17 protein-coding genes are annotated in these 18744 nt (G+C 61.7%); 9 read left to right on the top strand and 8 right to left on the bottom strand.

All coding sequences use genetic code 11. The features are described from left to right. The first annotated feature begins 15 nt into the window (after window positions 1–15). Window positions 16–2259, top strand: a complete 2244-nt coding sequence (locus M3P88_RS03630; protein ID WP_249614680.1) for a heavy metal translocating P-type ATPase — start codon at window positions 16–18, stop codon at window positions 2257–2259. A 311-nt stretch (window positions 2260–2570) separates the two neighbouring features. Here M3P88_RS03630 and M3P88_RS03625 read toward each other — a convergent pair whose 3' ends face one another. From M3P88_RS03625 to M3P88_RS03605, 5 genes are all read right to left on the bottom strand, one after another. Further along, window positions 2571–2933 carry a hypothetical protein gene (locus M3P88_RS03625; RefSeq protein ID WP_249614679.1) on the bottom strand — a complete coding sequence of 121 codons (363 nt, stop codon included), beginning with the start codon at window positions 2931–2933 and terminating at the stop codon, window positions 2571–2573. Between the two features lie 198 nt (window positions 2934–3131). Beyond that, complete coding sequence (locus M3P88_RS03620; RefSeq protein WP_249614678.1) at window positions 3132–5396, bottom strand: FdhF/YdeP family oxidoreductase; 2265 nt, start codon at window positions 5394–5396, stop codon at window positions 3132–3134. Between the two features lie 16 nt (window positions 5397–5412). Beyond that, entirely contained in the window at window positions 5413–8181 is a 2769-nt protein-coding gene (gene fdhF / locus M3P88_RS03615) for a formate dehydrogenase subunit alpha (protein ID WP_249614677.1), read from the bottom strand. After that, window positions 8178–9722 carry an NADH-ubiquinone oxidoreductase-F iron-sulfur binding region domain-containing protein gene (locus M3P88_RS03610; protein WP_249614676.1) on the bottom strand — a complete coding sequence of 515 codons (1545 nt, stop codon included), beginning with the start codon at window positions 9720–9722 and terminating at the stop codon, window positions 8178–8180. The genes fdhF and M3P88_RS03610 overlap by 4 nt, the downstream gene beginning before the upstream one ends. Beyond that, a complete protein-coding gene (locus M3P88_RS03605; RefSeq protein WP_249614675.1) occupies window positions 9719–10156 on the bottom strand; it encodes an NAD(P)H-dependent oxidoreductase subunit E in 438 nt (145 codons plus the stop codon). The genes M3P88_RS03610 and M3P88_RS03605 overlap by 4 nt, the downstream gene beginning before the upstream one ends. 167 nt (window positions 10157–10323) lie before the next feature. Here M3P88_RS03605 and M3P88_RS03600 point away from each other — a divergent pair, with 167 nt between their 5' ends. Then, window positions 10324–10902, top strand: a complete 579-nt coding sequence (locus M3P88_RS03600) for a flavodoxin family protein (RefSeq protein WP_249614674.1) — start codon at window positions 10324–10326, stop codon at window positions 10900–10902. Window positions 10903–10957: 55 nt separating this feature from the next. Here the strand turns inward: M3P88_RS03600 and M3P88_RS03595 are convergent, their stop codons facing one another. Then, window positions 10958–11557, bottom strand: a complete 600-nt coding sequence (locus M3P88_RS03595) for a short chain dehydrogenase (protein ID WP_249614673.1) — start codon at window positions 11555–11557, stop codon at window positions 10958–10960. Window positions 11558–11763: 206 nt separating this feature from the next. Between M3P88_RS03595 and M3P88_RS03590 the strand changes: the two genes are divergently transcribed. Together M3P88_RS03590 and M3P88_RS03585 are read left to right on the top strand one after the other, a co-directional pair. Beyond that, window positions 11764–12480, top strand: a complete 717-nt coding sequence (locus M3P88_RS03590) for a pirin family protein (RefSeq protein ID WP_249614672.1) — start codon at window positions 11764–11766, stop codon at window positions 12478–12480. Between the two features lie 41 nt (window positions 12481–12521). Further along, window positions 12522–13292 (top strand): CDGSH iron-sulfur domain-containing protein, encoded by a 771-nt coding sequence (locus M3P88_RS03585; protein ID WP_249614671.1) that lies wholly within the window; start codon window positions 12522–12524, stop codon window positions 13290–13292. 23 nt (window positions 13293–13315) lie between these two features. Here M3P88_RS03585 and M3P88_RS03580 read toward each other — a convergent pair whose 3' ends face one another. Together M3P88_RS03580 and pmbA are read right to left on the bottom strand one after the other, a co-directional pair. Then, entirely contained in the window at window positions 13316–13810 is a 495-nt protein-coding gene (locus M3P88_RS03580) for a disulfide bond formation protein B (protein WP_249614670.1), read from the bottom strand. 71 nt (window positions 13811–13881) lie between these two features. Then, a complete protein-coding gene (gene pmbA / locus M3P88_RS03575) occupies window positions 13882–15225 on the bottom strand; it encodes a metalloprotease PmbA (RefSeq protein ID WP_249614669.1) in 1344 nt (447 codons plus the stop codon). A 96-nt stretch (window positions 15226–15321) separates the two neighbouring features. On the opposite strand from pmbA, the gene yjgA reads away from it, so the two are divergent. From yjgA to M3P88_RS03550, 5 genes are all read left to right on the top strand, one after another. After that, the gene (gene yjgA / locus M3P88_RS03570; protein ID WP_124735323.1) at window positions 15322–15861 is read left to right on the top strand and encodes a ribosome biogenesis factor YjgA; all 540 of its coding nucleotides are present in this window, start codon (window positions 15322–15324) and stop codon (window positions 15859–15861) included. Window positions 15862–15869: 8 nt separating this feature from the next. Continuing rightward, the gene (locus M3P88_RS03565) at window positions 15870–16835 is read left to right on the top strand and encodes a YheT family hydrolase (RefSeq protein ID WP_249614668.1); all 966 of its coding nucleotides are present in this window, start codon (window positions 15870–15872) and stop codon (window positions 16833–16835) included. Between the two features lie 27 nt (window positions 16836–16862). Continuing rightward, window positions 16863–17657, top strand: a complete 795-nt coding sequence (gene trpC / locus M3P88_RS03560) for an indole-3-glycerol phosphate synthase TrpC (protein ID WP_249614667.1) — start codon at window positions 16863–16865, stop codon at window positions 17655–17657. Between the two features lie 141 nt (window positions 17658–17798). Beyond that, on the top strand, window positions 17799–18236 hold the full coding sequence (locus M3P88_RS03555; RefSeq protein WP_249614666.1) for a c-type cytochrome: 438 nt from the start codon (window positions 17799–17801) through the stop codon (window positions 18234–18236). Window positions 18237–18307: 71 nt separating this feature from the next. Next, window positions 18308–18739, top strand: coding sequence for a c-type cytochrome (locus M3P88_RS03550; RefSeq protein ID WP_249614665.1), 432 nt, complete (start codon window positions 18308–18310; stop codon window positions 18737–18739). The last annotated feature ends 5 nt before the right edge of the window (window positions 18740–18744 follow it).

The raw sequence follows: 18744 nt of genomic DNA, 5'->3' as shown, positions 1-18744 counted from the left end.
TCAACGGATGTCATCATGCATTACCGTACCCACCCCCACAGCGCCCAGCCGCACCTTGCAAGCGACACCGCGCATCCCAAGCCCGCCACCTGCTGTAGCGGCGCCTGCCATAGCGCGGTGCCAGAGGAGCCCGACACTCAGCCCGCCGTTTCATCCGGCCAGCAGCGCAGCCGCTTTTATATCGCGGCGATGGATTGTCCGGTTGAAGAGGCGCTGCTGCGCAAGAAACTGGAGGGGATGAGCGGCATTGCCACGCTGCACTTCAATCTGATGCAGCGGGTACTGACCGTGGTGCATCGCGACGAAATGCAGGACGCGATTGTGCAAGCCATCAACACCTTGGGCATGCAGGCCCAGCCATTGCCAAACGATGCGCCCGCACAAGAGCGCCCGCTAGCGAAAACCGCCTGGTGGCCGCTGGCTAGCGCCGCCCTGATGGCGCTATTGGCAGAAGTGGCCCACTTCACCGGGCAAAGCACGCTACTGGCAGCCGCCTGCGCCAGCGCGGCCATCGCCCTGTGCGGCCTGTCGACCTACAAAAAAGGCTGGATTTCGCTGCGCCATGGCGAACTCAATATCAATGCACTGATGAGCATTGCCGTCACCGGCGCCGCAGTGATCGGCCAGTGGCCAGAAGCGGCCATGGTGATGGTGCTCTTCACCCTGGCCGAACGCATCGAGGCGCTATCGCTGGACAAGGCGCGCCATGCGCTGCGCGCACTGATGCAACTGAGTCCGGACACCGCCACCGTACAGGACGAAAACGGTCTATGGCAGACACGCGACGCCAAAACACTGGAAGCGGGATGCCGGATACGGGTACGCCCCGGCGAGCGCATCGCGCTGGATGGCATCGTGACGGCCGGGCAGTCCACCCTCAACCAGGCCCCCATCACCGGCGAGAGCCTGCCGGTAGAAAAAGGCATTGGCGACCATGTGTTTGCCGGCACCATCAATCAGGCCGGCGAGCTGGAATACCGCGCAACAAGCCGTGCCGAGCATTCGACACTGGCACGCATCGTGCACGCCGTCGAACAGGCACAAGGCGCGCGCGCGCCGATGCAGTGCTTTATCGACCGCTTTGCCCGCGTTTACACCCCGCTCATCTTCGCGCTGGCACTGGCCACCGCCCTGCTCCCGCCGCTGCTGCTGGACGGCAACTGGCATGACTGGATCTACAAGGCGCTGGTCTTGCTGGTGATTGCCTGCCCGTGCGCGCTGGTGATTTCCACCCCGGTCACCATCGTCAGCGCACTGACGGCCGCGGCGCGTGCCGGCATCCTGATCAAGGGCGGTGCATTTTTAGAAGCCGGGCGCAAGCTTCAGTGGCTGGCACTGGACAAGACCGGCACCCTCACCCACGGCCGGCCCGAGCTGACCGATACCCTGTTTTTCCATGCACACGACACAGCCGCCATTCGCAAGGTGGCGCTCAGCCTAGCCGAGCGCTCCGATCACCCGGCCTCGCGCGCCATTGTGCGGGCGTTGGCGCACACGGGTACGTCCGCGCTTGAGGTCAGCGATTTTACCGCCCTGCCAGGCCAAGGCATCCGCGGCTCGCTTGCAGGTACAAACTATACGCTTGGCCAGCACCGGCTAATGCAGGCGCAGGCACTGTGCCATGCCACTCTCAACGACGAAATCACCCGCCTAGAGCAGCAAGGCAAAAGCGTGACCCTGCTTGCCGATGAAACGCGGGTGCTGGCGCTGTTTGCCATGGCCGACACGATAAAACAAGGTAGCCGCCTGGCCATTGCCCAGTTGCATGACTTGGGTGTCAAGACGGTCATACTGAGCGGCGACAATGCCCACACCGTACGCACCATCGCCGACATGGCCGGCATAGACGACGCCCGCGGCCAGTTGCTGCCGCAAGACAAGCTGGACGCAGTCGCCGCCTATTGCGCACAAGGCGTGACCGGCATGGTGGGCGACGGCATTAACGACGCCCCGGCGCTGGCGCGTGCCGATATCGGCTTTGCCATGGGGGCCGCCGGCACCGACACCGCCATCGAAACCGCCGACGTGGCACTGATGGATGACGATCTGGCCAAACTGCCGGCCTTTATCCGTTTGTCGCGCCGCTGCCATGCCGTGCTGCTGCAAAACATCGCACTGGCGCTGGGCATCAAGGCGGTGTTTTTGCTACTCACCCTTGCCGGCATGGGAACGATGTGGATGGCAGTCTTCGCCGACATGGGGGCAAGTTTGCTGGTGATCGCCAACGGTTTGCGCCTACTGCAACAGCAGGCGGAATAAAACCGTCACGCTATCCACACTCACCCACAAAGACAGCGCACAAAGCTGGGGGCAGGCTGTGGATAAACGCGGCCAGGCCTTGCCCGGTCAAGGCCTGGCCGCCGCTGACTAAAAAACAGGCAGATCTTTAAAACAACCCCGCCACGGCGCCAGCACGCCCACCGGACAAAGCCGATATTTTTTTGCATGGCCGAGCGGATGCGCTTTGGGCATGCGGTGTGTTTCAAGCCGCGCAATCATGCACTTGCCGCTGGCGCACTCGAACTGCACGCCAACCCGCATGTCGAACCCTCCCGCCAGCAGCAACCCCGTCAGCCATAGCGCCGGCGCAGTAGCGGCATGCCCCAGGCCAGCGCCCCCAGCACCAGCATGACGCCTCCCAGCCAGTCAGGCGGCACGACATCGCACGCACGGACAGCGCTTGGCGGCAAATACGGCATCAGCCATGCCGGCAGCGAGACGGCCAGCGCCAGCAGCCGGTTAAGATGCGGCCGCTGCAAGGTCAGCAAGGCCAGCGCCAATAGATAAAGCGGTGCAAACAGCAGCAACTGCAACAACAGCGTCAGCGTACCCGGCCCGCCGCAATCGGCGGGGGTAAACATCAACCCTACCCAAAGAGCACAAGCAAGACACAGAAGCAGGCATAGCGCATCCAGCAACATGCGCGTGCTCATGACAACACCCGCAGCTTGAAAAAACCGAGTCGCCACAAAGCACGCCCTGCCATCGACACCCCAGCCCGCCGCATCGCCAAAACCAAGCTCATTTTCATGACCACGCATCACCCGGACAAAATCCGGGATAGTAGACGTTTTTTTGGACGAATTCAGGCACGCTTGATTTTGTTGATGGGCAAAAGCGCCATATGGCGTTCACGAATGCTTGCGCACGCGCACCGGTACCGATTTGTAGCCAGGTGTACCGCTGTCTTCATCGAAGTAATCCAGCGGGATCAGGCAATTGGCCTCCGGATAGTAGGCCGCAACCGTACCGGCGGCGATGTCGTGACGGATCACCGTCAGCCCGCTATAGATGCGAGCCTGCCCGGCCAACTGTGTTTCGATATCGACCAGATCGCCATGTTGCAGGGCTAGTCGCGCCAGATCATCCGCGTGCATAAACAGCACATCGCGCCGCCCGAATACGCCGCGATAGCGGTCATCCTGGGAATAAATGGTGGTGTTGTACTGGTCGTGACTGCGTAGCGTAATCAACCGCAGCCCCTTATCTCCATCTAGCGGTGCATCTTCGGCCAGCCCGCTAAAGACAAAGAATTCGGCTTTGCCGGAGGGCGTATTCCACACCCGCTCGCACGCCGGCAGCGGCAAACGAAAACCGCCAGGCTCGCGGATGCGGGCGTTGTAGTGCTCAAAGCCGGGAATGACCTGCTCGATCAGTTCGCGGATAGTGTCATAGCGGGTAGAAAGCGCAGCCCAGTTGATCCGGCTATGCGGCAAAGCTGCCTGCGCCATTCCCGCCACAATCGCCACTTCCGAAACAAGATGGGGCGATGCGGGCGGCAGTTTGCCGACCGAGGCGTGCACCATGGACATGGAGTCCTCGACCGTCACCGCCTGAATTTCGCCGCCCTGGCTGTCCTCCTCGGTGCGCCCCAGGCAGGGCAGCAAAAAAGTTGCCCTGGACACCAGCAAGTGGGAACGGTTCAGCTTGGTGCCCACATGAACGGCCAGCGCAAGCCCGGCCATGGCCGGATAGCATTGCTGCGGGTCGGGCAAGGCAACGGCCAGATTGCCGCCCAGACAGATCAGCGCCTGGCATTCACCGCTGATGATGGCCTGCATGCTGCGCACCGCATCGCGTCCGGGCTGCTGCGGCGGCGTAAAGCCGAAAGTCGCGGCCATTTTTTGCAAAAATGCCGCGCCAGGCTTTTCGGTAATTCCCACCGTACGGTTGCCCTGTACATTGGAGTGGCCGCGCAAAGGGCAGATACCGGCACCGGGCTTGCCGATATTGCCGCGCAACAGCAGCAGATTGCATAGCAGGCGCACATTGGCAGTGCCGCGACTGTGCTGGGTCAGCCCCATGCCATAGCTGACAATGGTTGCATTGGAGCGGGCATACAGCACCGCCACCGCCTCCAGTTCAGACTGCGAAAGACCGCTGGCCGCTTCGATTTCCGGCCAGCCGGTGGCCTGCAGATCCGCGGCCAAAGCGGCAAAACCGCGGGTATGCTCGGCGATAAAGGCGTGATCCAGCACAGGGCCTTCGCCGGCATCCAGCGCCAGCAAGGCTTTCATCATGCCCTTAAGTGCAGCGGCATCGCCGCCGGCCTTGACCTGCAGATAGTTCGACGCAATGGCCGTGGCACCATGGGTCGCCATTTCCAGCGCGTCCTGCGGGTCGGCAAAGCGCTCCAGCGCCAACTCTTTGAGCGGGTTAAGCACCACGATGGGCACACCGCGCCGCGCCGCAGCATGCAGCACGCCCATCATGCGCGGGTGGTTGGTGCCGGGGTTATGCCCGATCGAGATAATCAGTTCGCAGTGTTCGAAATCATCCAGCGACACCGAGCCCTTGCCCATGCCGATGGAGCGCGGCAGGCCGACACTGGTCGGCTCGTGGCACATATTCGAGCAGTCGGGAAAATTATTGCTGCCGTATTCGCGCGCGAACAGCTGGTATAAAAAAGCCGCCTCGTTGGAAGTACGCCCGGAAGTGTAAAAATCGACCGCATGCGGTGGCAGCGTTTGAAGAATCGCGCCAATCCGGCGAAAGGCCTCGTCCCAAGGCAAGGCCTGATAGGTATCGCTGGCGGGGTCGTACACCATGGGCTCGGTCAGCCGGCCAAAATCCTCCAGCTCGTGGTCGCTTAAGCGCAGCAAGTCCGCCACGCGGTGACGGGCAAACAGTGCCGGCGTCGCCCGTTTGCGGGTGGCCTCCCACGACACGGCCTTGGCACCGTTTTCGCAAAACTGAAAGGTGGACTGATGATTCTTGTCCGGCCAGGCACAGCCGGGACAATCGAAGCCTTGCGGCTGATTGGTGCGCAACAAGGTGGTGGCAGCTTCAACCGCATCCATCTGCTCGCGCACGACACCGGCAACCGCCTTAAGCGCCCCCCAACCACCGGCGGGACCGCGATAGTCCCGGATGCCGATCACCTTGCGTTCCTCCATCTTTTCTCTCCCTTCGCTATGGCTGATCCAAAGCAATCTCGACCGCCGTAACCTTGTACTCCGGGCAACTGGTCGCCCAGTCCATATTGGCGCTGGTCAGCACATTGGTCGCCGTTTGCGGAAAATGGAACGAGGTATACACCACGCCCGGCTGCACCACCTCGCTCAAACTCACCGCCAGCACCGTCTCGCCGCTGCGGCTACGAACCCTGACCCTGGCGCCGTCATCAATGCCGCGGATGGCTGCATCCTGCGGATGCATCTGCAGGCAATCTGCATCCACCCAGTCCAGATTATCGGTGCGCCGGGTTTGGGCGCCGACGTTGTAATGTTGCAGGATGCGCCCGGTGGTCAAAATCAGCGGAAAACGCACATCGACCTGCTCGCCGCTCGGCACATAACGCGTGTTATTGAACTGCCCGCGACCGCGGCTGAAGGTCGTGCGGTGCAGCACATCGGTACCCTCGGGTGCGTCGGCATTGCACGGCCATTGCACGCTGCCCAGACGTTCGAGCAGATCGTAGCTGACACCGGAAAACGTCGGCGTCAGCCGCGCAATCTCGTCCATGATTGCCGATGGATGCGGATAATCCATCGGGTAACCCATCGCCTGTGCCAGCGCCTGCGTAACCTGCCAGTCGGCCAGGGCCGCCCTTGGCGGCATCGCACGGCGGATGCGTGAAATGCGCCGCTCGGCATTGGTAAAGGTGCCGTCCTTTTCAAGAAAGGTCGCACCGGGCAGCAGCACATGGGCAAACTTCGACGTCTCGTTATGGAAGATGTCCTGCACGACAATAAAATCCATGGCCTTAAGCGCAGCATGCACATGCCGGCTATTGGGGTCGCTTTGCGCGATGTCCTCGCCCTGACAGTAAAGCCCCATAAAGCGCCCTTCGAGCGCCGCGTCGAACATCATCGGAATGCGCAAGCCGCCATCCTCGGACATGGTAACGCCCCATGCCGCCTCGAAACTGGCACGCACATCGGCCAAGCCGACATGGCGATAGCCGGTAAATTCGTGCGGCACCGCCCCCATATCACATGCGCCCTGCACATTATTCTGGCCGCGCAAAGGGCTGACGCCGGTGCCGTCCCGGCCGATATTGCCGCTGGCCATGGCGATATTGGCTAACGCCATCACCCCGGTCGAGCCCTGACTATGCTCGGTCACGCCCAGACCGTAAAAGATTGCCGCATTGGCCGCCTGTCCGTACAGCCGCGCCGCAGCCCGAATTTGCTCAGCCGGCACCTGGCAGACGGCGGCCACGGCCTCGGGCGCATGTTCCGGTAGCAGGATAAAGTCATGCCACGACAGCCAGGACGTCTCGTCGCAGCGTGCCGCAATAAAATCGCGATCGACCAGTTTCTCCTCGATCAGCACATAGGCAAAGGCATTGAGCAGCGCGACATTGGTGCCGGGGGTCAGCGCCAGATGCAGCCCGGGTTGGGCATGCCGCGTATCCAGCAAGCCGGTATGGCGCGGGTCGATTACGATCAGTTGTGCGCCCTCACGCAGACGCTGCCTCAACTGCGACGCGAACACCGGATGAGCATCGGTCGGGTTGGCGCCACAGACCAGAATCACATCGGCGTGGCGTACCGAATCGAAGTGCTGGGTACCGGCGGCCTCGCCATACGCCGCCTTGAGGCCGTATTCGCTGGGCGAATGGCAGACCCGCGCACAGTTGTCGATATTGTGGTTGCCGAAAACGGCCCGTACCAGTTTTTGCACCAGATACGCTTCTTCATTGCTGCAGCGACTGGACGCAATGGCACCGATGGCATTGATGCCGTGCTGTGCCTGCACCTTACGAAGACCGGCGGCGGCGTAGGCAATTGCCTCGTCCCAGCCCACCGCCCGCCATGGCTCGTCAATGCGCTCGCGGATCAAGGGCTGTGTCACCCGTTCGGGGTGGGTGGCATAGCCCCAGGCGAAGCGCCCCTTGATACAGGCGTGGCCGTGATTGGCTTTGCCGGCACGCGACGGAGTCATGCGCACGACTTGCCCGCCCTTGACCTCGGCTTCCAGCGAACACCCCACACCGCAATAGGCACAGGTCGTCGTCAGCGCATGGGTTGGCTGGCCCAACCGGATCAGCGATTTTTCCACCAACGTTGCCGTCGGACAGGCTTCAACGCAGGCGCCGCACGACACGCATTCGGACGCCATCATATCCGGCCCGGAAAAGCCAACCCGGGAAGCAAAACCGCGACCGCTGATGTTAAGGGCGAAAGTGCCTTGCACATCGTCACAGGCACGCACGCAGCGCGAGCAGACAATGCAGCGCTCGGGGTCCAGCACGAAATACGGATTGGAGGTATCGATAGGCTCGCCCAGATGGCTGGTCCCCTGGCCAAGGCCGTAGCGGATTTCGCGCACGCCCACTTCCCCTGCCGTATCTTGCAACTCGCAATTGCCATTGCTGGCGCAGCTTAGGCAGTCGCTTGGATGATCCGACAGATAAAGCTCCATGATGCCGCGGCGCAAGCCTTGCAGGCGCTCGCTTTGCGTATGCACCACCATGCCCTCGGCACATGGCGTGGTGCAGGCCGCCGGCGTGCCATGCTGCCCGTCGATCTCGACCAGACACATCCGGCAGGAACCGAAAGCGGTCAGGGTATCGGTGGCGCAGAGTTTGGGGATGGGCGAGCCCGCCAGTGCAGCCGCCCGCAATAGCGAGGTGCCGGCCGCCACACGGATGCTATTGCCATCGATCAGCAGGCTTAGCTGCTGATCGCTCTGCACGGCAGGCGTGCCCCTATCCTTTTCCTGACGGCTTTTCATTTGGCTCTCCACTTAGGGAAGGCATCCGGGAACAGGGTCAGCGCCGAGCGCACCGGATAGTGCAGCATGCCGCCCAAGGCACATAGCGAGCCGTCGCGCATGGTGTCGCACAGCTCCAGCAATAAGGCGACATCCTGATCATGCTGCGCGCTACCATCACGCAAACGGTCGATGATTTCGCCACCGCGTACCGAACCGATGCGGCAAGGCGTGCATTTGCCACAGGACTCGGCGGCGCAAAAGGTAAACGCCAGTCGCGCCATGCCGGCCATATCACACGACGCATCGACCGCCACCACGCTGCCATGCCCCAGGATGGCACCATGTGCCGCGAAGGCCTCATAATCGATCAGCAGATCAAAATCGCTGGCCGTGATCCAGGCACCCAGCGGCCCGCCCACCTGTACCGCCTTGATTTCGCCGTTTTTCGCGCCCGCGCCAAAGTCGTATAGCAAAGTACGCAAAGATAAACCGAAGGCCGTTTCCACCAAGCCGCCATGCTGCAAACAGCCGCCCAGCGTCAAAGGCAAGGTGCCGCGCGAACGCTCGCGGCCGAAATGGTAGAACGCCGCACCGCCGTCACGCGCAATGATGGGAATGGAAGCCAGCGACAAGACGTTGTGTACCAGCGTCGGCCGTCCGAACAGGCCATGGCTGGCCGGCAGCGGCGGGCGCGCGCGCACCTGGCCGCGCTTGCCCTCGATCGATTCGAGCAGGGCCGACTCCTCGCCGCAGATATACGCGCCGGCACCTTGCCTGACTTCAAGCTCGAAGGCCTGCCCGCTGCCCAGCACATCGTCTCCCAGATAAGCTGCCGCACGGGCATGGCCGATGGCGGCCTGCAGCTTGGCAATTGCCTGCGGATATTCGCTGCGCACATAGATATAACCGTGCCGGGCACCGACACAGAGCGCAGCTATCGTCATGCCTTCGATCAGCGCATACGGGTCGCCCTCCATCAACATGCGATCGGCGTAAGCGCCCGAATCCCCCTCATCGGCATTGCACACGACAAAACGCTCACCGCTGGCAGCGCCCCGCACCGTAGCCCACTTGAGATGGGCCGGAAAAGCAGCACCGCCGCGCCCGCGCAGGCCGGATGCTTCCAGTTCGGCCATAAACGCGTCACCGCCCGCAGCCAGCACCCGCTTGAGTCCGGCATAGCCGCCACTGGCCAGATAATCGTCCAGCGACAAGGGCCGGGTTTTGCCCGCGCGCGCAAACAGCAGCCTTTGCTGGCGCTCAAGAAAGGGCAAGGACTCGACCGGCCCTAATGCCAGCGGATGCGCCGCACCTTGCAAGAAGCCGGCGGCCAACAGACTCTCGACATCGGACACCGCCAGCGGCCCGTAGCCGAAGCTACCCTGCCCTGTGTCGACCTCGATCAAAGGCTCCAGCCAGTAAAGTCCGCGACTGCTGACGCGGATAATTTCAAGCGACTCGCCATGCTGCGCGGCAGCTTGCGCCAAGGCGGTGGCAAGCGCATCGGCACCCAGCGCAATGGCGACCGAATCTTCGCTGATGCGGATACGTACGCTCATGATGCGTCCTTAAGCAAGGCATCCAATTGCGCCGCATCGACCCGGCAGCATAAGCGCCCGTCAAACTCGATGGCCGGCGAGGCGGCGCAGGCTCCGAAGCAATACACCGTCTCGATGGCCGTTTGTGCGCCATGACCCGCGCTTGCCTGCTGCCACAAGTCCTCACTACCACAGGCGCGGCATGACTCGGCACGGCAAATACGCAGGCGATGAAGGGGCGGCGGTTCGCGGTAAAAATCGGCGTAAAAACTGATCACGCCCTCGACTTCGGCGCGAGAGAGGCGTAATGCAGCCGCAATTTCGGGAATGGCAGGCGCAGGAATGAAAGTAAATCTTGCCTGAATGGCATGCAACAAGGGCAGCAAAGCGCCCCGCTGCTGGCCATGCGCGGCAATCAACTGGCTTATTACATCGCTATCGGCAGATGGTGGCATCGGCAGGCTCCGACCGGACAAGACTCTTTACGCTAGCCAAGCGGCTCGGCATTTGCTCGAAAAATGGCATACAACGATGAGGGCAGCACACCATGGGCATGCCAACACCGCCGTATAGCGGCGCGCCATCCGCGCCTATTTACGCCATTTCGCACAGGAGCATCCAAATGCCTAAACTGGCAATCGTTTATCACAGTGGTTATGGCCATACCGCCAAGCTGGCTGAGGCTGTCGCAGCCGGTGCCGCCAGCGTGGCCGGCATCGATCTTGAACTGCTCGCGCTGGATGCACAGGGCGAGTTAAGCGATGAGGCCTGGACGCGGCTTGACGGCATGGACGGGATTATCTTCGGCAGCCCGACCTATATGGGCGGCGCATCCTGGCAGTTCAAGAAGTTTGCCGATGCCAGCAGCCGGCGCTGGTTTGGCCAGGCGTGGAAAGACAAGCTGGCCGCCGGTTTTACCAACTCGGCCAGCGTCAACGGCGACAAGCATTCGACCTTGCACTACTTCATTACGCTGGCCATGCAGCACGGCATGCTGTGGGTCGGCACGGGCATGCTGCCCTCCAATAGCAAGGCAGCCCAGCGGGACGACATCAACTGGCTGGGCGCCTACGCCGGTGCCATCGCCCAGTCGCCCTCGGATGCCAGCCCCGACGAAGGACCTTTGCCCGGAGACCTCGCAACCGGCCACCAGTTCGGCATCCGGGTCGCGAATGCCTTGTTGCGCTGGCGTCCTGCCTGAGGATAAGCGTTAGCAGAAAACGGCGCAGGCCCGGCAAATCAAGACCCGCCTGCCGCTAGTGGCTGGCGGTGGCGATACTGCTGGCAGCGCCGTTTTTCAGTTGCCCGATATAAACCTGGGCGACCTGAGCCGCTGCCAAGCCCTGAGCGGGATCTTGGCGCATCAGTTGCAGCGTTTCCGCCACCCAACCGGGGGATACCGCATTGATGCGCACACGTGGACCAAGCTCCAGCGCCGCTGCGCGCACAAAACCCTCGATAGCCGCGTTCACCGTGCTGACAATGCTGCTACCGGCAACGGGATATTGCGCCAGCAGACCACTACTGAGGGTAATGGCGCCCCCATCGTTAACATGGCTCACGCCTTGCCGCACCAGATTCACCTGCCCCATCAGTTTATTGGCCAGACTGAATGCCCAGTCCTCATCTTCTATCCTGTTCCAGCGCTTAAAACGCACCATCCCGGCTACGCACACCATGCCGTCCACGCGCCCGACCGCATCCAGCAAAGCACCCAGCGAGGCGGGATCGCTGATATCGACCGGATACGACGCATCATGACGGCTCGCCTTAAGTAATTCATCCTGCCCGGCAAGCTGAGCACAGATCTGGCTACCGATCAGGCCGCTGGCACCGATAATCAGTATTCTCGGCATGGAACACCCCTGAAGAATCGTCAGGCAAGATAGCCTGATGACTTTCTAGGTGCTGGCAAGCAAAACAGCCAGCCGCAAGCTCGCGGCAAAAAACCAGCCGAACGCTTTTTTGCTTTTTGCGAGCGTAACAGCCATGCTGATGGCTGCCATTTCCGTCAGCAGATGAATGCTTCTGGCTTGCCGGCCACCGCGCCAAGGAGGACAGCATGATCGAATTTCGACGCGCCAAAATGCGCGGCCTGTCGCAACTGGGTTGGCTGCATTCGCACCATACCTTCTCTTTCAGCCACTACTACGATGCGCAACAAACTGGTTTTTCCGACCTGCTGGTGATTAACGACGATACGGTCGAGCCGGGTCAGGGCTTTGGCACCCACCCGCACCGCAATATGGAGATTTTTTCCTATGTGCTGTCAGGCGGTCTGGCGCACAAGGACTCGGCCGGCCACGAAGAGGTGTGCCGGCCGGGCGATGTGCAGATGATGAGCGCCGGCAGCGGTGTGTTTCATAGCGAATACAATGCCTCGGATCATGAGCCCGTGCATTTTTTGCAGATCTGGATCGTGCCCGACCGTCAGGGCGGGCCGGTGCGTTACCAGCAGCGCCACTTCCCGCCCAAGGCGCGCCGTGGCCGCCTGTGCCTGATCATATCGCCTGACGAGGCCGACGATGCATTGCCGGTCTGGCAGGATGTGCGGGTGTATGCCGGACTATTTGATGGCGGGGAGACGGCCAGCCTGGCGCTTGAGCAGCGCTATGCCTATGTTCACGTCGCGCGCGGCGCGCTCAGCGTCAATGGCCAGCCTTTTGCCGCCGGCGACGGTGCCCGCATCCGCGATGAAACCTTGCTGACTTTTAGTGACGGAAAAGATGCCGAAGTGCTGGTATTTGATCTGCGCCCGCACGAAGGCCCAAAGCGCTAAGCACTAAGCACTAAGCACCACCATTCAAGAGGAAGGGCAGCATGCATCAAAATTCTTCTGTCTCGCCCGGCTCCCGTGAAGCCGAGCCGCGCTACCGCATCGTTATCCTGAAAAACGGCCCTTATCTGGTGTATGGCCAGCCGCCGCTCATTCAGCAATTCATCTGCAACAATAGCGAGCGCAACTCGTGGACCTATGCCGAAGGCGCCGCGTATGCGCTAAGCGAGCCGGCCGCGCTATGCCGCTGCGGTGCATCGAACAATAAGCCGTTCTGCGATGGCAGCCATGCCGACATCGGCTTTGACGGCAGCGAAACGGCCAGCCGCGCCCCGATACTGGAAGGCGCACAGCGCTTTGATGGCCCCGCGCTCGCATTGACCGACAACCCGGACTACTGCGCCTACGCCCGCTTTTGCGACGGCAAAGGGCGGGTATGGAATCTGGTCGAAAAAAGCGAGGCGGCGCAAGCAGCCGAATATGTGAAGTACGAAAGCCAGCATTGCCCGGCCGGGCGCTTGCTGGCATGGGACAAGGCAAGCGGTACCCCGCTGGAAGATGTGCTGCCGCCTTCACTGGGGCTGATCGAGGACACGCCGCTGCATTGCTCCGGCCCGCTATGGGTCAAGGGCGGCATCCGTATCGAGTCCAGCGACGGCAGCAGTTACGAAATCCGCAACCGCGTCACCCTGTGCCGCTGTGGTGCCTCGCAAAACAAACCGTTCTGCGACGGCAGCCATGCGGCTAAAGAGTGGAACGGCAAGCGCTGGCAAGACGGTCTGCCACCCAAAGACACACCGAGTGAGCAAGGATAGTCAAAGCCGGCAGACGGCTTGCCTCAGCTGCGACTACGCCACAACAGGAGCAGGGTAAAGCCCAGTGCGCCGGCAAAAAACAGGCCGCTCCACATCGGCATCGACAGGCCGAACAAGGTCCAGTCGACAACGGCGCACTCGCCCGAGCCCTTGAGCACCTTGGAAAACACGCTCCACAAGGGCATGGTTTCCAGCATATAGTCCAGACCCGGCCCGCAAGCCGGCACCTGATCCCACGGCAGTTGCTGCAACCACACTTGGCGCGCGGCCACTGCGCCGCCAGACAACGACGACAAGAACGCCAGCCCCCCGGCTACCCGCGCCTGGCACAAGGGCAACAAAGCCGCCAGCAGGGCAAAGATGCCGGTTGCAATCACCGCGATGCGCTGCATGATGCACATCGGGCAAGGCTCCAGCCCCAACACATACTGCGCATAAAGCGCAAAACCCATGGCGCCGGCACAAGACAAGGCCAGCAACAAGAAGCCGGTGCGCCGGCTGAACAAATCCAATTTCATACCCCCTCCCAACACAGAAAAGCCGGCTCGCGCCGGCCTGATATTTTTTATTTGCTCATAAGCGGCAGCATTTACTCGCTGCCGGCCACCATCATGCGTTCCAGCAGGATCGAACCGCAATGCTTGCCGCCGCGCACCATCACATCGCTACCGATGGCGCTGATGTGCTTGAACATATCGGCCAGATTGCCGGCAATGGTGATTTCTTCCACCGGATAGGCAATCACGCCGTTTTCCACCCAGAAACCGGCCGCGCCGCGCGAATAGTCGCCGGTCACCAGATTCAGGCCGTGGCCCAAAAGCTCGGTCACCAGCAAGCCCGTGCCCATATTGCGCAACAACTCGTCAAAGCTCTCGCCTGTGGTATGGACCAGCAGGTTATGGCTGCCGCCGGCATTACCGGTGCTTTGCATGCCCAGCTTGCGCGCCGAGTAAGAGCCGAGGAAGTAACCGTTCAGCACGCCCTGATCGACCAGACGGCGCGCACGGGTCGCCACCCCTTCGCTGTCAAACGGGGTCGAGGCAAAGCCGCGCATCACAAACGGGTCTTCATCGATGGTGACGCAAGGCGCGAGCACCTGGGTTCCCAAAGAGTCCAGCAGGAAGCTGGATTTACGGTACAGGCTGCCGCCGCTGACTGCACTGACCAGATGGCCGATCAGCGACGAAGCCACTGGCGCCTCGAACAACACCGGATAATTGCCGGTCTTGATGCTGCGCCCGCCCAGACGGCGTACGGCGCGCTCGCCGGCGATGCGCCCGACGGCATCGAAAGCATCCAGATCGCTGGCATGACGCGCCGAGCTGTACCAGTAGTCGCGCTGCATCGCGCCCTGTTCACTGGCAATCACGGCGGCGGAGATGCTGTGGCGCGAGCCGGGGAAGCCGGCCATAAAGCCGTTGCTATTGGCGTAAACAAACTGGCTGACCTGGCTGGAAACACCCGCGCCTTCGGAGTTGCTGATGCGCGCATCCACGCCGCGGGCGGCGTTTTCGCAGGCCAGCGCATGGGCAATGGCCTGCTCCACCGGCAGATTCCACGGGTGATACAGATCCAGCTCGGGAAAGTCGCTGGCCAGCAAGGCCGGATCCGCCAGACCGGCACTTTCATCCTCGCCGGTAAAGCGCGCGATATTGATGGCGGCGGCGACCGTATCGGCCAGCGCCGTCTCGGAAAAATCGGAAGTGCTGGCGTGGCCTTTTTTCTGCCCCAGATACACGGTGACGGTTGCCCCCTTGTCCTGGTTGTATTCGATGGTTTCGACTTCACCCAAGCGGACATTGACCGACTGGCCACAGGCTTCGGATACATCAACCTCGCAAGCACTCGCGCCTGCCTTGCCGGCCAGATCAAGCACACGCGCACTCACGGCCTCCAGAGCCGCACGACTGAAACTGAACGCAGAGTCTGCCATATTAACCTTTGTGTAGTGGGAGCCGGCACCACGGCGAATCGGGCGCCGGTATTTTCGGGTATCATACCAGCCTTGAATGGAATCACAGCGACAAGCATGACTAACCTTTACAACGATAGTGCAGACGAAGGCCTGACCAGCAAATCCGAAAAAAAGCGCCAGATGGACGCGCTACAGGAACTGGGCAAGGCACTGACCGAACTCTCCACCGACAAGCTCAAGAAAATCGAGCTGGACGAAGACCTGCGCGTAGCCGTGCTCGAGCACAAGCGCCTCACCAGCCATGGTGCGAAAAAGCGACAGGAACAATATATCGGCAAGTTGATGCGCAGCATCGACCCCGAGCCTATCCGCCAGCAACTGGCCATCGTACGCGGCGACTCTTCGCAGCATGCGGCCTGGCTGATGCTGCTGGAACGCTGGCGCGACCGCCTGATGGCGGACGATGCCATGCTGGCCGTGTTTATCACCGAGCACCCGGAAGCCGATGTGCAGCAGATGCGCACCACCATCCGCAATGCGCGCAAGGAGCTGGCCGAGCAGAAAACGCCCAAGGCCTACCGCCAGCTGTTCCAGACCCTGAAAGACTTCCACCCGGAACCGGGCAAGAAGATTCTCAAGGAAGAAAACACTTAAACCCGACCATGACCGCTCCTCTGCCTTATCACGCTCCACGCTGGCTGCGGGGCGGCCATGCCCAGACTATCTGGCCGGCGCTCTTCATGCGCCCGCCCCGCCCTGCCTACCAGCGCGAATTGTGGCCCACCCCGGATGGCGCTCAAATCGCCGTAGACCGCATCCATGGCCAAAGCGGCCAGCCCTTGGTCGTGCTGTTTCACGGACTGGAAGGCAGCAGCGACAGCCACTATGCGCGCGCGCTGATGCTAGCAGTTGCCGCGCGCGGCTGGCATGGCGTCGTGCCGCATTTTCGCGGCTGCGGCGGCATGCCCAACCCCCTGCCACGCGCCTACCATGCCGGCGACTCGGCTGAAGTCGCCTGGATACTGGCGCGCCTGGCTCAAGAGCCGCACCCCTTGTTTGCTGCCGGCGTATCGCTGGGCGGCAATATGTTGCTCAAGTATCTGGGCGAGTCCGGCACGGCGGCACTGGCTCAGGCCGCAGCGGCCGTTTCCGTGCCGCTGGACTTGGCTGCGGCCAGCACCTGTCTGGATCGTGGACTGGGGCGCGGCATCTATACCCGCATGTTTCTCGATACGCTCAAGCCCAAGGCGCTGGCACAATTGAAGGCGCACCCGGGCCTGTTTGACGCGGGGCGCGTCAAGGCTGCGCGCACTTTTGCCGAATTCGACGATCTGGTCACCGCACCGCTGGCCGGCTACCGCGATGTGCACGACTATTGGGCACGCGCCAGCAGCAAGCCTTTGCTGCCGGCCATCTGCCGCCCGACGCTGATTATCAATGCCAAAAACGATCCCTTTTTGCCGGCCAGCGCCCTGCCCGACGCGGCACAAGTCAGCCCTTATGTCACGCTGGAGCAGCCCGAGCACGGCGGCCATGTCGGCTTTGCCAGCGGCCGCTTCCCCGGCCATCTCACATGGCTACCCGAACGCCTGCTGCGCTTTTTCGAACACGCACACACCCCAGAATAAAAAACAACAGACCTTGCAGGAGAAACCATGTCCGATATTCTGAACCAGATTCTGGCCACCAAAGCCGAAGAAGTCGCCCGCGACAGCGCCCGCCGCCCGCTCGCTTCACTGCGCGCCGAGGCCGAAGACCGGCGCGAAGAGCGGCGCGACTTTGTCGCCGCCATCCGCGCCAAGCACGCAGCGGGCGACGCGGCGGTGATCGCCGAAATCAAGAAGGCCAGCCCGAGCAAGGGCGTGATCCGCGCCGATTTTCGCCCGGCGGATATCGCCCAAAGCTATGCCGAGCATGGTGCGGCCTGCCTGTCGGTGCTGACCGATGTACCCTATTTTCAGGGCAATAGCGCATTTTTGCAGCAGGCGCGCGCAGCATGCGCCTTGCCGGTGCTGCGCAAGGATTTTTTGATTGGCGACTACCAGATCTATGAAGCCGGTGCCATGGGCGCCGACTGCATCTTGCTGATCGCCGCCGCGCTTGAGCGTGCCCAGATGCGCGATATGGAAGCGCTGGCGCAAGAACTGGGCCTGGCCGTGCTGGTGGAAGTGCATAACGGTGCCGAGCTGGACGATGCGCTGACGCTCAAGACACCGCTGATCGGCGTCAACAACCGTAATCTGCGTACTTTCGAAGTCGATCTGGCCACCACGCTTGCGCTATTGCCGCAAATCGGCAGCGAACGCATCGCCGTGACCGAAAGCGGCATCGTCAATGCCGGCGATGTCGCGCGCATGCGCGAGCATGCCGTGCATACCTTCCTGGTCGGTGAAGCCTTTATGCGCGAAGCCGATCCCGGTGCGGCGCTGACGCGGGTGTTTGCCGGTTAAATCACCGCGCACAAACGATGGCGCGCTACGACGTGAAAAGCGGCCTCAAAAAATATTCATTAACACTTGGCTGAATGTGGCTTTTACCCAAAAATGATATGCTGCTAGCTATCTATCCCTGAACACAATGGAGCCTGATCTATGAATGCCGGAAAACTGCTGCTAAGTGCTGTCCTTGCCGCGAGCTGCTCGCTGGCCTTCGCTGCCGACCCCGTGACCCAGCGCCAGGACGTTTTCAAGGACTACAAGAAAACCTTCGGCCCTATGGGTGATATGGTCAAAGGCAAGACCGCCTACAATCAGGCCGAATTTGCCAAACTGGCTGCACATCTGGAAGAAATTTCCAAGCAGCCATGGCAGTACTTCACCCCGGGCACGGACAAGGGCAAGACCGAAGCCAAGGGCGAAATCTGGTCCAAGCCGGCCGAATGGAAAAAGCAGATCACGGCACATGAAGCGGCAACGGCTGAACTGGCCAAGGTTGCCGCCAGCGGTGATATGGCTGCCATCAAGCCGGCCTTCGGCAAAGTCGGCCAGAGCTGCAAATCCTGCCACGACAGCTTCCGCAAGGCCGATTAAGCGCGCGCCAGACGCAAGCTGCCCTGCCCTTATCCGGGCGGGGCTTTTTTATCCCTACCATTAGCCAAGCCATGAAACCCAGCCTTATTTTGCTTTGCACCTTGCTATGCGCCCAAAGCGCCTTTGCCGACACGCCGGCACAAACCCGCGTCAAGGAATTCAAGACCCTGCTGCGCAGCTTCGAATCCATGGGCACGGTCGTGCGCGGACGCGATGCTTACCGGCCGGATGTTTTTGCCCGCCAGGCGGCCACCCTCAAAGCCGATGCCGGCAAGCCCTTTGCCAGCTTCCCTGCCGGCAGCCAGCAAAACAGCCGCGCCAAAGCCGAAATCTGGAGCCAGAGCGCGCGCTTCAAGCAGGAGCAAGCCACCTTTTTACAACGCGTGGACACGCTGGACGCCGCTGCCCGCGCCAAAGATATGGCCGCCATACGCATCAGCTACGGTGCCGTCGCGCAAAGTTGCAAAAGCTGCCACGACGCATTCCGCGCTCCTGTCCGCTAATCTCC

The organism is Craterilacuibacter sp. RT1T (genome assembly GCF_023502145.1).
In the GTDB taxonomy this organism is placed as follows: Bacteria; Pseudomonadota; Gammaproteobacteria; order Burkholderiales; family Chromobacteriaceae; genus Craterilacuibacter.
The sequence above is the reverse complement of the archived record's forward strand: the minus strand, read 5'-3'. Positions and strand labels throughout refer to the sequence as shown.

Excerpts from the sequence above, each read along its gene's own strand:
- M3P88_RS03565 (WP_249614668.1), top strand. The coding sequence starts at position 15,870 with ATGACCGCTCCTCTGCCTTATCACGCTCCACGCTGGCTGCGGGGCGGC.
- pmbA (WP_249614669.1), bottom strand. The coding sequence starts at position 15,225 with ATGGCAGACTCTGCGTTCAGTTTCAGTCGTGCGGCTCTGGAGGCCGTG.
- M3P88_RS03580 (WP_249614670.1), bottom strand. The coding sequence starts at position 13,810 with ATGAAATTGGATTTGTTCAGCCGGCGCACCGGCTTCTTGTTGCTGGCC.
- trpC (WP_249614667.1), top strand. The coding sequence starts at position 16,863 with ATGTCCGATATTCTGAACCAGATTCTGGCCACCAAAGCCGAAGAAGTC.
- M3P88_RS03595 (WP_249614673.1), bottom strand. The coding sequence starts at position 11,557 with ATGCCGAGAATACTGATTATCGGTGCCAGCGGCCTGATCGGTAGCCAG.
- M3P88_RS03585 (WP_249614671.1), top strand. The coding sequence starts at position 12,522 with ATGCATCAAAATTCTTCTGTCTCGCCCGGCTCCCGTGAAGCCGAGCCG.
- M3P88_RS03610 (WP_249614676.1), bottom strand. The coding sequence starts at position 9,722 with ATGAGCGTACGTATCCGCATCAGCGAAGATTCGGTCGCCATTGCGCTG.
- M3P88_RS03625 (WP_249614679.1), bottom strand. The coding sequence starts at position 2,933 with ATGAGCACGCGCATGTTGCTGGATGCGCTATGCCTGCTTCTGTGTCTT.
- yjgA (WP_124735323.1), top strand. The coding sequence starts at position 15,322 with ATGACTAACCTTTACAACGATAGTGCAGACGAAGGCCTGACCAGCAAA.
- M3P88_RS03605 (WP_249614675.1), bottom strand. The coding sequence starts at position 10,156 with ATGCCACCATCTGCCGATAGCGATGTAATAAGCCAGTTGATTGCCGCG.
- M3P88_RS03600 (WP_249614674.1), top strand. The coding sequence starts at position 10,324 with ATGCCTAAACTGGCAATCGTTTATCACAGTGGTTATGGCCATACCGCC.
- fdhF (WP_249614677.1), bottom strand. The coding sequence starts at position 8,181 with ATGAAAAGCCGTCAGGAAAAGGATAGGGGCACGCCTGCCGTGCAGAGC.
- M3P88_RS03620 (WP_249614678.1), bottom strand. The coding sequence starts at position 5,396 with ATGGAGGAACGCAAGGTGATCGGCATCCGGGACTATCGCGGTCCCGCC.
- M3P88_RS03590 (WP_249614672.1), top strand. The coding sequence starts at position 11,764 with ATGATCGAATTTCGACGCGCCAAAATGCGCGGCCTGTCGCAACTGGGT.
- M3P88_RS03555 (WP_249614666.1), top strand. The coding sequence starts at position 17,799 with ATGAATGCCGGAAAACTGCTGCTAAGTGCTGTCCTTGCCGCGAGCTGC.
- M3P88_RS03630 (WP_249614680.1), top strand. The coding sequence starts at position 16 with ATGCATTACCGTACCCACCCCCACAGCGCCCAGCCGCACCTTGCAAGC.
- M3P88_RS03550 (WP_249614665.1), top strand. The coding sequence starts at position 18,308 with ATGAAACCCAGCCTTATTTTGCTTTGCACCTTGCTATGCGCCCAAAGC.